The sequence below is a fragment of the Microbacter sp. GSS18 genome (genome assembly GCA_029319145.1).
GTDB lineage: Bacteria > Actinomycetota > Actinomycetes > Actinomycetales > Microbacteriaceae > Microbacterium.
The window spans coordinates 2,228,683-2,242,281 of the sequence record CP119753.1 but is presented as its reverse complement, the minus strand read 5'-3'; the positions used below and the strand labels follow the sequence as shown (position 1 = coordinate 2,242,281).

At 64.6% G+C, this 13,599-nt stretch carries 12 protein-coding genes; 5 read left to right on the top strand and 7 right to left on the bottom strand.

Going from position 1 to position 13,599, the window contains the following annotated elements; translation table 11 throughout:
* Window positions 1-34: 34 nt before the first annotated feature.
* The 7 genes from P0L94_10405 to P0L94_10375 form a co-directional block, all read right to left on the bottom strand.
* Window positions 35-1,786: a DUF4012 domain-containing protein gene (locus P0L94_10405; GenBank protein WES62870.1), complete on the bottom strand. Its 1,752-nt coding sequence runs from the start codon at window positions 1,784-1,786 to the stop codon at window positions 35-37.
* A 91-nt stretch (window positions 1,787-1,877) separates the two neighbouring features.
* Window positions 1,878-3,137 (bottom strand): polysaccharide biosynthesis tyrosine autokinase, encoded by a 1,260-nt coding sequence (locus P0L94_10400; protein ID WES62869.1) that lies wholly within the window; start codon window positions 3,135-3,137, stop codon window positions 1,878-1,880.
* Between the two features lie 201 nt (window positions 3,138-3,338).
* Window positions 3,339-3,815 (bottom strand): hypothetical protein, encoded by a 477-nt coding sequence (locus P0L94_10395; GenBank protein ID WES62868.1) that lies wholly within the window; start codon window positions 3,813-3,815, stop codon window positions 3,339-3,341.
* A gap of 174 nt (window positions 3,816-3,989) precedes the next feature.
* On the bottom strand, window positions 3,990-4,934 hold the full coding sequence (locus P0L94_10390; GenBank protein ID WES62867.1) for a hypothetical protein: 945 nt from the start codon (window positions 4,932-4,934) through the stop codon (window positions 3,990-3,992).
* Between the two features lie 56 nt (window positions 4,935-4,990).
* The gene (locus tag P0L94_10385) at window positions 4,991-5,971 is read right to left on the bottom strand and encodes a GDP-L-fucose synthase (protein WES62866.1); all 981 of its coding nucleotides are present in this window, start codon (window positions 5,969-5,971) and stop codon (window positions 4,991-4,993) included.
* Entirely contained in the window at window positions 5,968-7,002 is a 1,035-nt protein-coding gene (gene gmd / locus P0L94_10380; GenBank protein ID WES62865.1) for a GDP-mannose 4,6-dehydratase, read from the bottom strand. The genes P0L94_10385 and gmd overlap by 4 nt, the downstream gene beginning before the upstream one ends.
* Window positions 7,003-7,038: 36 nt before the next feature.
* A complete protein-coding gene (locus P0L94_10375) occupies window positions 7,039-8,319 on the bottom strand; it encodes a glycosyltransferase (protein WES62864.1) in 1,281 nt (426 codons plus the stop codon).
* A 56-nt stretch (window positions 8,320-8,375) separates the two neighbouring features.
* Between P0L94_10375 and P0L94_10370 the strand changes: the two genes are divergently transcribed.
* The 5 genes from P0L94_10370 (at window position 8,376) to P0L94_10350 (ending at window position 13,569) form a co-directional block, all read left to right on the top strand.
* The gene (locus P0L94_10370) at window positions 8,376-8,939 is read left to right on the top strand and encodes a hypothetical protein (GenBank protein WES62863.1); all 564 of its coding nucleotides are present in this window, start codon (window positions 8,376-8,378) and stop codon (window positions 8,937-8,939) included.
* Between the two features lie 126 nt (window positions 8,940-9,065).
* Window positions 9,066-10,169, top strand: coding sequence for a glycosyltransferase (locus P0L94_10365; protein ID WES62862.1), 1,104 nt, complete (start codon window positions 9,066-9,068; stop codon window positions 10,167-10,169).
* Entirely contained in the window at window positions 10,166-11,272 is a 1,107-nt protein-coding gene (locus P0L94_10360) for a glycosyltransferase (GenBank protein WES62861.1), read from the top strand. The genes P0L94_10365 and P0L94_10360 overlap by 4 nt, the downstream gene beginning before the upstream one ends.
* The gene (locus P0L94_10355) at window positions 11,262-12,398 is read left to right on the top strand and encodes a hypothetical protein (protein WES62860.1); all 1,137 of its coding nucleotides are present in this window, start codon (window positions 11,262-11,264) and stop codon (window positions 12,396-12,398) included. The genes P0L94_10360 and P0L94_10355 overlap by 11 nt, the downstream gene beginning before the upstream one ends.
* Window positions 12,391-13,569: an oligosaccharide flippase family protein gene (locus P0L94_10350; GenBank protein ID WES62859.1), complete on the top strand. Its 1,179-nt coding sequence runs from the start codon at window positions 12,391-12,393 to the stop codon at window positions 13,567-13,569. Before P0L94_10355 ends, P0L94_10350 begins: the two co-directional genes overlap by 8 nt.
* The last annotated feature ends 30 nt before the right edge of the window (window positions 13,570-13,599 follow it).

Sequence of the window (13,599 nt, the reverse complement as noted above, 5' to 3'; positions counted from 1 at the left end):
GACAGCAGTAACGCCGCATCCGGTAGTACCCGGGCTACGGCGACCCCTGCGTTGAGTCTAGGGGTCTCATCAGACACGGTCCAACTTCTGGCGTTACTTCTGCGTTAACAGTGGGGGTCTGCCGAACCGCCAATTGAGCCCCCGAGGGCTGCGTCGTCCGCACCGCGATGTGGGCCGTCGCGGACTCGCCGGGAGCGAGCAGAATCTCGAAACTGAGCACCTGCCGGCCGTCGATGAAGGCGCCGCCGAAGCCGTCTCCGGTCGACAGCGCCGCGTCGACGAGCTCGAATCCTGCGGGCAGGTAGACGTAGCCGACCGTCGATGCCGACCCGGGTTCGACGCCGTACGCGCCGCCGCCTGTGATGTACTCGGCGAGCCCCGAGTCCGGCGCTTCGTTGGCGATCGTCACGTCGACGACGGCGGTTCCGGATGCCGCGCCTGCGGCATCGAGCGTGCACGCATCCCACATCGCCGTCGTCTCGACGGTCTGGTGGTAGTCCATCTTCGAGCCGGTGCCGTCGTTGAGGTACACCCCGAACGGAGAGATCCGCCGAGTCGTCTCGAGCGGAGCTCCCGCGAGCGTGGTGTCGGCGAGCACGGCCTGATCGTCGTCGTGCGCGCTCCACAGCATCACGCGATACTCGTCGCCGGCGCGGGCGAGTCCGGCCAGCATCCCGCTCGCGTCGAAGCCGTTCTGCGTGAGCGTGGTGAAGATCGCCGAGGTGGTGTCCGAGAAGAACTGGTTCTGCTCGGCCGGATCGGGGTAGCGCACGTAGACCTCGTTGAGCAGCAGCTCGACGGCGTTGTCGGCGCTGATCGTGTCGCCCAACGGCAGCTCCACCGGCCCCGTCGCTTCGAGGATGTACGACAGCGTGACCGGATCGAGAGCGATGACGCCGTCGACCTCGATGCCGTGCCGCTCGGCCCACATGGCACGCGCAAGCTCACCACTCACGGCGAAGTCGGGCACCTGCGTGACGTTGTGCATCCACGTCGCCGGCCGCACGCCATAGACCGAGGTGAGTTCGGGGCCCAGGTCCATGACGGGCGGGATGAACACCCCCATCGACGCCGCGTAGTCCTGCTCAGTCAGGGTCAGGTCACCGTCATCGGTGTGGACAACGGCGAGGGCGCCGGCGATCCCGCCGAGCGATCGCCACTCGGCGTTGTTCTGGAAGATGACGAGGTAGTCGCGTGGTCCGTCCTGCCCGAGCATCGCCGGGACGAGTACGGATGCCCGTGCGAGCGCATCGGTGGCGTGGGCGGTCTCGGTGAACAGGTCCGAGACCTCGTCGACGACCTCGGCGAGCGGCGGGACCAGTCCCGGCGAGTTGGCGAGTTCGACCGCATCCGCGGCTCCGCCCATCGATCGCGCCGCTTGCGCCGCCGCGTCCTGCACCGCGACGAATCCATCAAGGCTGATCCGCCCGTCGACGGGACGGAACGCGTCGGTCGACAGCGTCGAGGCGACCTCGGCGAGGGGGGTCAGCGCATCGCGGGTAACGTTGTCGGCGGATGCTGCGATGGTCGAGATCGCTCGCAGCTGGGGCCCGATCCAGGGGAGCTGCTCGACGATCCGCCACGCGGGGTCGCTCGTGAGTCCGCGTGCCGTGCCCGTGTCCTCGGCGATGGCGGTGATGGATGCCGCGACGGATGTCGGATCGTCGATGTTAGCGACGACCTCGACTGCGCCTTCGCGGGCGCTCCGCAGATGGTCGGCCGCGATCCCGCCCCGCGCAGCGACCCAGCCCAGGGCGATCAGGGCCAGGATGAGCAACGAGGCCACCACCCACAAGACGACTACACCCGCGACCCGAACGGGACGGGGGAGTGTCGGCGAAGTCACCTGAGCAACCATAGGCGGTCGCGAACAGCGCTCAGCGCGTGGTCGCCTTGGCGTCGCTGCGCGCGCCGTACTCGCCCTGGTATTGGTAGCCGTAGTAGGTCGCGCCGGCGCCGCGGCGCGGCACCTTGTTCATCACGACGCCGAGCGGGCGCGCACGGGCCTTGTCGAGGTTCTCGAGCGCCTTGTGCAGCATGTCGAAGGTCGTCTTGCCGGTGGACAGCACGACGACGGCGCCGTCCGTCGCGGTGGCGAGGACGGCTGCATCGGTGACGGGCAGCAACGGGGGCGTGTCGATGATGACGATCGCGTGCGCCGAGAGGTTCGCGATGAGGTCCTTCATGCGCTGCGAGCCGAGCACCTCGCTCGGGTTGGGCGGGATGCGCCCGGCGCCGATGACGACGAGGTTGCCGGTTCCGCCGACCACGTGGGCCACGTCGGCGAGCTGAGCGCGGTCGGTGAGCACGTCGGTGAGGCCGGCCCCCTCGGGCAGGTTGAACATCGTCGCGACCATGGGCCGCCGCAGGTCGGCGTCGATGAGCACGACGTGCTCACCGGCGGCCGCCAGGCTGGTGGCGAGGTTCGCCGAGACAGTCGATTTTCCGTCGCCGGGAGTCGGGCTCGTGACGACGATCGTCCGCGGCGGGTTGTCGATGTCGACGAAGCGCAGGTTGGTGCGCAGCTCGCGTGTCGCCTCGGCGACCGGAGACGCGGAGTCCCCGCGGCCGGTGAAGGTGAGCACGCGCCGCTCGTTCGACAGATCCTTCGAATCCGGCAAGGCTCCGATGACGGAGACGCCCGTCTGCCGCTCGACTTCGCGCGAGTCGCGCACACGCAGATCGAGCACATGGCGCAGTACCGCGTACCCGATGCCTAGGGCCAGGCCGATCAAGCCGCCGAGCATGACGTTGAGGCGTGTGTTCGGGGACGAGGGTGAGGTGGGGAGGCGAGCCGAGTCGCCCGGAACGACTGTCACGGCTGCGTCATCGCCGGTTCCCTCGATCTGTTCGATCTCCGCGATCATCCCGCGCACCCACGATTCGGCGAGATCGCGGGCTTGCTCCGGTGACGAAGCATCCGCGGATACGCGGATCACCACTGTGTCGAGCGGGTTGGAGACACTGACGTGCCCGACCAGGGACTCGGGCGTCGTACTGAGCCCCAGATCATCGATCACGTACTCGGCGACCGAGCGCCAGGAGCCGATGTCGATGTAGGACTTGACGACGCTCTGGGCGAGCTGATTGCCCACCAGCCGTGCACCGGCTCCTCCATCACCACCAGAGGCGTTCACGATGGCACTCGTCGACGCGGTGTAAACGCGAGGTTGAAGCGCGCTCCACCCCCAGGCCGCCGACACCCCGAGCAGGCAGAGCAAGAACACCGCGAGCCAATGTGCTCGCAAGATTCGCAGGTAGTCGCGCAGTTCCACGGCGGTGCTTGCTGTGTCTTGGGTGCTTGCTGAAGGCGCGGCGTGCTCGGAGGCCCTGTTCGGCTAGACCGTGAAGGTCGAGCTCGTGAGTACCTTCACGCCGTCGAGGAAGAAGTCGACGTATGCGCTTGCGGTGCCCGCGTTGTGCAGCGAGAAGTCCGAGAAGGTGAACGTGATTGTGTACGTGTTGTTGGTCCCTCCCGTAACACCGACGATCGCATCGAACGACCCGGTCTTCGTGCCGCCCTGTGACCAGTGCAGCCTTGCGCTGACATCGTTTGCGCTGATGGGGGTCCCACCCGTCGTGCCGGTCGCAGTGAAGATGACCGTGAGGCCCTTCCAATCGCCGGTGACCGTATCGGGCGTCGTTTCGGGGACGAGGGTTCGGACGGTGTCTGTGGCGGCTACGGTCGGCGCGACGGCGATCGTCGCGATGGCCGGCGCCGCCCACACCCCGGACTTCACGAGTTGACGGCGGCTGACGCCTCCGGTCTTTCTGCCGTCATTCGCTGACTCGCGAATCGATGCGCCATCGGTCATCGGCCCATTCCCCCAGTAGATACTCGGCATGACGTCCGCAACGGGCGATGCGGACCGTGGTGCATGGAGCAAGAAGCGACAGCGCCATGACGCCGTCGCTGTGCCAACGCTAGCAGATGAGACGTCGGGTCCATTTGTCGGACGTCGACCGTTAACGAGCCAGAAACCTCTGCCTCATCGTCCTGCCGACGATGCGCGCATCGTGGCGTTTCGGCGTCGCCATACACGCGGAATCGCGAGCGATCCGCGAACGAGCCTCGAGAGTCGCGCGCGAAGAATCGTCCACGTCGAGTGGTCGTCGCGGGGGCTGTTGGTCAGGACGTCCGAGCGGGTCGGCCACAACGCTCGGAGAGCGACCCTGGGCTTGTCGCGCCACGGGGTTCGCGCGAGCATTCCCATCCATGCGGCGGCCGTCGCGTCCGGGACGGTGCCGAGCGCAGCCCCGCTGCGCTTCCATAGCCAGGATCGGTACTCGGCCGAGGCAAGTTCGTCCGGGCTTGGCTGAACGGGAACGCCCATCAGCGCGAGTTCGCCGGCGAGTGTTGAGGCGCAACCCGTAGCTTGCGCCAACGCGGCCAACTCGGAGAGTTCATCCTCAGCCAAAGCGAGATCACCGAGCGTGCTCTGACCGGTTCGGTCTAGAACAGCACGTCGAAGGCTGCGAGCGTCGTGTAGCAGCAGGAGCAATAGACTGCCCAGTCGGTCAGGTGCGTCGCAGGGTTGATGCGCCATGGTGATCGGCGTGCGACGCTCCCATAGCGCCTCGAAGACCACCTTCGGGTCCTGCAAGAACCCCGGAAAGTGGCGATGGATGTCGATCGAGTGTGGCCATCCATCGCGAGTCATGGTGACTGAGTGCGAGCTGAAGTGCTCGGTCTGGAAGGTAGCCGGCAGGCGCTTCCATCCGGCGTGTTCGAGGTCGTGCACGTAGTCGTCGAAGGCGGGCGGATCCACCAGGACGTCCACGTCCTGGGGGACGTGAGGCGGCCGCAGCCCATGATGTGCGGGGGCATCGCCCTTGATCACCAGCAGGCGAAACCCGTGGTCGACACCGTGACGGTAAAGCAGCGCGGCACATAGGCGAACAGCATCCAGCTGTGCGATCTCGATCCTCGGCACCCCGACCGCCTCCGAGCATGCAGCAGTCACCGGCATGTGGTCGTTTCCTGCGGCAGCTACTGGCGTACGAGACCGACGTGGTCGCGATACCAGCGAATCGTCCGTTCAAGCCCCTCGGTAAGCGAGATCTTCGCCGTCCAACCCGCCTCGGCGAGCTTCGACACATCGAGCAGCTTCTGCGGCGTCCCGTCGGGCTTCGAGGTGTCCCACTCGGTCTCACCCTCGAACCCGACGACGTCCGCAATGGTGTCTGCGATCTCGCGGATCGTCACATCGCTGCCCGTTCCGACGTTGACCTGCTCGGGCCCGTCGTAATGCTCCATCAGGTGCAGCACGGCGTCGGCCATGTCGTCCGAGTGCAGGAACTCGCGACGAGGGGTTCCGGTGCCCCAGTTCGTCACCGATGGTGCGCGGGAGGCAGCTGCCTCGTCGTACCGGCGGATGAGCGCCGGCAGCACGTGCGACCCCTTCGGCGAGAAGTTGTCGTTGGGGCCGTACAGGTTCGTCGGCATCGCCGAGATCCACGGCAGACCGTACTGACGCCGCACGGCCTGGGTGTGCAGGATGCCCGCGATCTTCGCGATCGCGTACGCGTCGTTGGTCGGCTCGAGGTGACCGGTGAGCAGCGAGTCCTCGCGGATCGGCTGCTCAGCGAACTTCGGGTAAATGCACGACGACCCCAGGAACGCGACGCGCTCGACGTCGTTCGCGAGCGCCGCGTCCAGCACATTGGTCTGGATCCGCATGTTGTCGCTGAGGAAGTCGACCGGGTACGTGCTGTTGGCGAGGATGCCGCCGACCTTCGCCGCCGCGAGCACGATGTACTTCGGCTTGATCTCGGCCATGTACGCGAAGACGGCGTCGCGGTCCTTGAGGTCGAGCTCAGCCGAGGTCTTACCCACGACGTTCTCGAAGCCCGAAGCCTCGAGCTTGCGCACGATCGCCGACCCGACGAGTCCGCGGTGCCCGGCGACGTAGAAGGTCGCGTCGCGGTCGAGCTCGCGCGGCGCGTAGTCGAGGCCGTCCGAAGCGGTCACGCCGCCTTCCCCCAGCTCGCGAGCTTGACCGTGTCGATCCACGGGCTGCCCTCGTGGCGCAGCGCCTCGATGTCGGCGTCGACCATGAGCTTCGCCAGCGCCCGGCCGTCGACCGTGGGCGTCCAGCCGAGCTTGGTCTTCGCCTTGGTCGGGTCGCCGATGAGCGCGTCGACCTCGGTGGGCCTCAGGTAGCGCTCGTCGAAGCGCACGTGGTCCTCCCAGTTCAGGCCCGCGTGCGAGAACGAGATCTCGAGGAACTCGCGGACGGTGATCCCCGTGCCGGTGGCGAGCACGAAGTCGTCCGGCTCGTCGACCTGCAACATGCGCCACATGCCTTCGACGTACTCGGCGGCATAGCCCCAATCGCGCACGGCGTCGAGGTTGCCCATGTAGACGTAGTCCTGCTTGCCGGCCTGGATCGCGGCGACCGCACGGGTGATCTTGCGGGTCACGAACGTCTCGCCGCGGCGCGGCGATTCGTGGTTGAACAGGATGCCGTTCACCGCGAACATATCGTAGGCCTCGCGGTAGTTCTTGGTGATCCAGTAGCTGTAGAGCTTCGCTGCGGCGTAGGGAGAGCGCGGATAGAACGGCGTCTCCTCGTTCTGCGGCGGGGGAGTGGCGCCATAGAGCTCCGAAGACGACGCCTGATAGAACCTGGTATCGATACCCGAAAGTCGGACGGCCTCGAGCATGCGGATCGTGCCGGTGCCCGTCGTGTCGGCGGTGTGCTCAGGCTCGTCGAACGAGACGCGCACGTGTGACTGCGCGGCGAGGTTGTAGACCTCGTCGGGGTTGATCTGCGCGAGCAGAGTCACGAGGCGCGCGCCATCCGAGAGGTCGCCGTAGTGGAGGAAGAGCCTCGCGTTTGGGTCGTGCGGGTCGACGTAGAGGTGGTCGATGCGGGACGTGTTGAACGTCGATGCGCGGCGGATCAGCCCGTGCACCTCGTACCCCTTCGACAGAAGGAGTTCAGCGAGATATGAGCCGTCCTGTCCGGTGATACCGGTGATGAGTGCGCGCTTGGTCACGTGTTCTTGCCCCCAGGGAGTGATTGTTCTTCCAACTTACGACGCGTCGACAGTCAGCGATTCTGACATGTCGTGCACGCTGGTGTCGTCTCGCCCCATGAGACGCATCAACATCGTGCTGAATCGATCGAGCGCCGTCTCTTCATCGAGCACGGTGTGACGATACGTGCGGCCGTTGGACCCGAGGATCTGGCAGCGCTCCGGATCCGCCGCGAGCGCCTCGACCGCTTCGAGGAGATGCGCGGGGTCACCTGCGGGGACAACCACGCCTGCGTCAGCCGCGCGAATCTCTTCTGCCGTGATCCCGGTGATGTCGGTCGCTGCGACGACCGGCCGGCCGGCCGCGAAGTACGACGTGAGCTTGCTCGGCACCGCCATCTCCGACACGCCCGGTAGCTCGTTGACGAGCAGACAGTCGGCGCTCGCGAGCGCCGCGGTGAAGTCGCCGTCGCCCAGCGGAGCCATGAACTGAAGGGTCGGTATGCCTGCGCCGGCGCGTTTCAGACCCTCGAGCTCGGACCCGGCGCCGAGCAGGACGAAGCGTGTCCTAGACCCCGAAGCATGCGCCAAGCGGGCAGCGTCGACGACGTTCCCGAGACCCTGTTTGACTCCCATGTTTCCGGCGTGAAGCACCACGGTCTCGTCGGTCCGCCACCCGAACTTCGCACGCGCCGCGTCGACATCGACGTCGGGTGCTTGAGGCAGGTGCGTCCAATTTCGGACAACCTCGATGCGCTCGCGCGGTACTCCGAAGTCCGTGGCCACGCGCTCAGCAAATCGATCATGGATCACGACGACCCGATCGGCTCGGCGCAGCAGCCAGCCTTCGATGATGGACATGCCGCGCACGACGAAGCCAGTGGCCTGGCCAGTCTCGGCTAGTCCCAACGTGTACAGGTCCTGCACCCAGACCACGAACGGCGTGTTCCGATGGCTGAGACTGGCGCGCAGCGCCGCGAGCGTAGACGAGATCAGGGCCGGTGAGACGGCCACAATAGCGTCGGCCTCGCGCCACCGACTAGCTCGCACACGGGCGCCGAAGCTGACCTCAGAAGCGAGGCGTCGAACGCCGTGAGGCTTCCTCGGCACGTAATGGAGCAGACGCGTGACGTGCACACCGTCGACATGTTCGCTCCGCGACCACTGTCCGTAACCTCGCTGTACTCTCCAGTCTGGATAATGCGGGTGGGTGGTCAGCACGCGAGTGTTGAAGCCTCGGCGAGCAAGTCCTCGGGCCATCGCCCCGGTGTACGGCGAGATGCCGGTGGGTTCTGGGGGGTAGTTCAGCCCGAGCACGAGTACGCGCGGCGAGGTCATACCCTTGAGACTAGAGACTTGTCGTTTCAAATGAGTAACGGGATGGGAAGCACCGTATGTCAGAGGTTCCGGTGATCGACCTGTCGAAGGCCCCGGGGGAGCGGGCCGCGTGGGACCGGCCTGTCTGGCTCGTCTATCTGTGGGGGGTGTGCGAACTGCTGTTCGTGACCAACCCGTGGCAGGTCAGTTCTGCGCTCCGTGTTCGTATGCTCCGGCTGTTCGGCGCGGAGGTTGGAGATGGGGTCATATTTCGCCCGCGGACACGAGTGAGATTCCCTTGGAAGCTGCAGATTGGTGACCGGTGCTGGATCGGAGAGGGCGTGTGGTTCCATAATCAGGATCACATTCGGGTTGCGAACGACGTTGTGATCTCGCAGGAGACCTTCCTGACGACTGGATCACACGCGCATCGCCGAGACATGGCGCTCGTTACTAGGCCCATTCACATTCAAGCCGGCGCCTGGATCACCGCACGATGCGTAGTTCTCGGGGGTACGCGCATCGGCACCTGCGCGCTGATTCGCCCGCTCAGTCTCGTCGATGGCCAGAGTGTTCCCCCCGGTGAGGTCTGGGGCGGCAACCCTGCTGGCTTCCTTGCACACCGGTACTCGGCGGCCTGAGATGACGTTGCATACTTACATGACTGAGGCGCCAGCATCGCTGGTATGCAGCAATCGCCCAGAGCGCATGCATGGCAGGTCAATATGCCAAGTGGGTGGATACGCGTCTTGAGAATTGCACATATCGTGACGTACATCTCGCCCGACGGTGCATTTGGAGGGCCTGTGCGCGTCGCGCTCAACCAAGCCGCGGCGCTTGCGCGCAGGGGCCACGAAGTGACGGTTTATGCCGGCGCACCGGACAAAGCCGCGTCGGTGTCACTTCAGGAGGGGTTCGAGCTGCGGACATATCCAGCACGGAAGGTCCTTCGAGCTGGAGGATTCGCGTCTCTCGTCGCCCCACAACTCGTGCGGGCGCTCAGGAAGGACGTGAAAGAGTTCGATGTCGCGCACGTTCATCTCGCGCGTGATCTTGTGACTATTCCTGCTGCGAGAACCCTTCTACGGGCTCGGTCAAAGTATGTGGTTCAACCGCACGGGATGATAGATGCGAGCAGCAACCCCCTTGCGGAGCCGCTCGACCGCTTCGCCACGAGGCCGATCCTCCGGGGCGCGCTCTCCGTTCTCGCTCTCACCGATAGAGAGATGGCGGATATCGCGGAAGTGGATCGATCCGTTCGCCCGCGCAAGATAGCGAACGGGGTGCGAGTTGGAGATCTCCCGGCGTATGCCGGACGCGATGACATTGTTCTCTTCCTCGCCAGACTGCACGTGCGCAAGCGTCCCATGGCGTTCGTCGAGATGGCGAGGATGCTGAAAGATAGGTTGCCAACCACGAAGTTCGTGCTGGTCGGTCCCGACGAGGGTGAAGGTCCGGCTGTGAGCAATGCGATTCAGGCGTCGGGGATGGGCAATCGTCTCGAGTGGATAGGGGCGGTTTCGCCTCAGAAGACCAGTGCGCTCATGGCGAGCGCCCGTGCCTACGTGCTGCCATCCTTCAACGAGGTCTTCCCAATGACGATTCTCGAAGCACTGCAGAGCGGTACTCCGGTAGTGACAACTGAATCTCTTGGAATCGCGGCAGAGTGTCGGGCGTTTGGTGCGGCGCGAGTTACGGACGGAAGCCCAAAGCAGCTCGCCGAGTCGACGTTTGAACTTCTGACGACGGATGGTCAGGTCGACTCGTTGCGCGACGGGGGGTTGAACTACGTGCGCGCGTTGCTCGACATCGACCTCATCGCGAAAGAGCTTGAGGGCATCTATGCGATGATCGAGCCAGGCCAGCCGTGAGCAGTGTCTGGGTTGTCCAGCCCTACGTTCCGGGTTACCGAGTACCTTTCTTCGAGTCTCTGGCGGCCGATCTGGCAACCAGCGATGTTGAGCTGAACGTCGTGGCTGGCCGCGCGCGCGATGATCAGCTGTTGCGGGGCGACGCTGCCCATCCGGACTGGTTGCACGTCGCGCGGGATCGTCAACTCCGCGCTTTCGGGCGCACCGTGACACTCACATCAACACGTCGCTATTGGAGGAGCGCGGCTGCGGTAGTCGTTCCTCACATGGGTAGCTCGCTCGATGCATTGTCGGCTCTTGTGGTGCCTGCCTCGGCCAAGGTGGGTGTCTGGGGTCACATCGCCCCCTATGTGTCTCCGCCCCATCCGCTTGACGCGGCGATCGAGCAATGGCAACTGCGGCGGGCCGACCGCGTCTTTGCGTATACGCCTGGAGGAGCCGACTTCGCAGTCCGCGCCGGCGTCGACCCGATTCGCGTGACTACGGTTATGAACGCCACTAACAGCGAGGATCTCGGTGCGCGGCTTGAAGCCATCGGCGGCTCAGACACTCGCGCGTTCCGCTCCAAGTGGCGCCTTCCCGCCGGGCCCATAGTCTGCTATGTCGGTGGGCTGGATGCGACGAAGCGCATCGCGCTACTGGCTCGTGCTCTGGATGTGCTGTTCGCGAAGGGCAGTAACTTGCACCTCGTAGTCGCTGGGAACGGAGCGCAGGTGGACCTCCTGGCTGACGCTGTTTCGCGCGGTCAGGCGACACTTGTCGGCCATGTGGTGGATGACGAGAAGGCTAGGTTGCTTGCTATGTCGCACGCAATTGCTTGTCCGGGGCGAGTGGGATTGGTGGCCGTCGACGGACTCGTCGCAGGCATTCCCGTTGTCACAACTGCATCTAGCTACCACGCACCGGAGATTGAGTATCTACGCGAAGGAGAGTCGTTGGTGACGACCAGGGACAGGCCAAGCGACTACGCGGCTGCGCTCGAACGAATCGCTGAGATGCCGCGGCGGGACGGACAATGGAACTACCCCACTCTGGCGGGGATGGTAGCGAATTTCAGCGCTGGTATCCGGGAGATGCTTTCGGAGCGATCGCGTGGCCGCTGACGTCACAGGCGTACTGATCGCCGAGCAGTCAAACACTGGCCACCGTCTTGAGTACGTACGTGTTCTCCTCGAGATGGCGAGAGCGGCAGGCATTACCGCGACCATTCTCACCTCGGAAGAGGCGCACGCGAGCGAGGAGTATCAGCGCGAGCTTGCAGACGTTAGGCCAATTTGCGCGAGAGGCGCCTCGCTAATTCGGCACTCCACGATCTGGTCGAACTTTGTCAATACTTGGCGCATTCTAGCGACAGCAAAGCGCGAAAGCTCGTGCATAGTGATTCCCAACGTCGACGAGAAACTGGCCGCCTTGGCCATCTGCGGGCTATTCTTTCCGACGCTCATCGTGCGGGGGGTTGTCATGCGGCCCGCTGGGCCAGTGCGGTGGCGCTCGTGGATCAAGAACGGGTTGGTGAGAGTGCTCCGCGCTCGCGGATACGACCTGCGAGATCTCGTTTCGCCAACCGCTGCTGAGCGCGGTGCGTTCAGCCTTATCGACCCCAGTGGTCTGCTCGATCGGAGAAGCGGCGGTCCCGTCGGGATGTCGGACCTCGCGAGAGACCTGCAGGCGTGGCGCGCGTCGTCCCCCAAGCCCGTCGTGGGCATCGTCGGCGTGCTCAACGAGCGAAAGTCGGTGGAGCAACTATTGCTGGGTGCGAGTGCGGCACAATCCTTCCGAGTCCTTCTCGCGGGCAAGCCGAGTTCCGACGCACTGGCGGGACGTTACGCGGCTCAGCTATCTGCGCTTGGCGCTGACGCGAAAGGACTCCTGCGGTCCTTGACCGTGGAGGAATTCGGTGTCGTTCTTGACTCACTCGACGCGCTCGCACTGCTCTATACCAACGAAGCTGGGAGTAGTGGTCTTCTGACTCATGCCCTTGTGAGGGGGATCCCAGCAATTGGGTACCGAAACGAATCGGTCAATGCTGCCTTGGAGCGCCTGGGCATCGGTTCCGCCGTTGCCTCTCTCAGCCCGAACGAGATCGCTGATACGGTCCTGTCGCTTTCCGCTGTGCGTGTAGATCGAGATGCGCTGGATCAGATCCGCAACGAGTGCCTGAGCCAGTGGGCAGCGCTAGCGACTTGCGGGCGCGGTGCCATCGCTGACAAAGGGAGGAGGCTTGCTTAGGCGCTTCTCAGTCTCTTTTGTGGGGCGAATCGTCGCAGCATTGCTGCAGGTTGGCGTTTTTGCGCTATTCGCACGACTCCTTGGTGTCAGCGGCTTTGGGTACTTCGCGACAGTCATCTCCGTCACGCTGGTTGCGATGTCGGTACTCGAACTGGGCATGGGGGCCCGAGTCCTTCGAGCTGGATCGGACTCGACGGGTCGGTCATCTCTGACGACCTTTGCGCTGGTGCGAGCCGGGTTGATCATAGTGCTCCCGTTCGCAGCGCTAGGGTACGCGCAGCTACTCGATATTCCAACAGTGCTCGCGGTGACCGCGGCCGTATATGCTGCGGGCGAGGCGACGGGTGATCTTGCGGTTGGCATTCTTCAGGGCGAGCGCCGAAGTTGGGCCGCGATGGCGGTACTGGTTTCGAGGCGAGCAGCGGCATTGGTGCCCATCCTGATTGTGAGTAGTGAGCAGGGTGCGCTCGTGGGGGCGCTCTCAGCCGCAGCCGCAGGGATTGTGCTGTTCGGCTCGCTCGTCTTGCATCGGCTGGCAAGACCGCGGAGTCTCGTATCGCTGATTCGAGAGAACCTCGGTGTCATGTTCAGCGGCGGTGCGGCCAATACGTCGCAACTCGACGTTGCAGTCGTGAACGGACGGCTGGGGTCGGTCGATGCTGGCCTGTTTGCCTCCGCGACACGTCTCTTCAACCCCATCAGCATGTTGATTGCCACGCTCCTGCAGGTACTCATTCCGGAGCTCGCCTCGGCTGGGAGCGGTGCTCGCAAGATGGCAGTCTTCCGGCGCGCTCGGTTGCTTGTGTACGGATTCTCCGTCGCGCTCATCGCGGCGTCATTCGTCGCCCCGCAGATTGTGGTCTTGTTGTACGGCGAGTCCTTCGCTGGGGCTGCACCCGTCGCTGTCGCGGTATTCGTGGGTGCAGGCTTATCGGCGGTATCGCAGATCCATCTGGCATGGTTCTACTCGGAGCGAGTCCCTGTGATAGTCCCAGCGTTGATGTGGGTCGCAGTGCTCGGCGGTCTGGCTTCGATCTGGACTCTGTCGGTGGCTATGGGGCTTGTCGGAGCGGCCGTCGGCCTAGTCGCAATGCAGTTTCTCTTTGCGGCTTCAATAGTGGGTCCTTGGTTCGTGGCAACCGCCCATCTACGCAGACAGAGCTCGAACTGACGGTCTCGAAAATGGTCAAGGAGGTGTGCT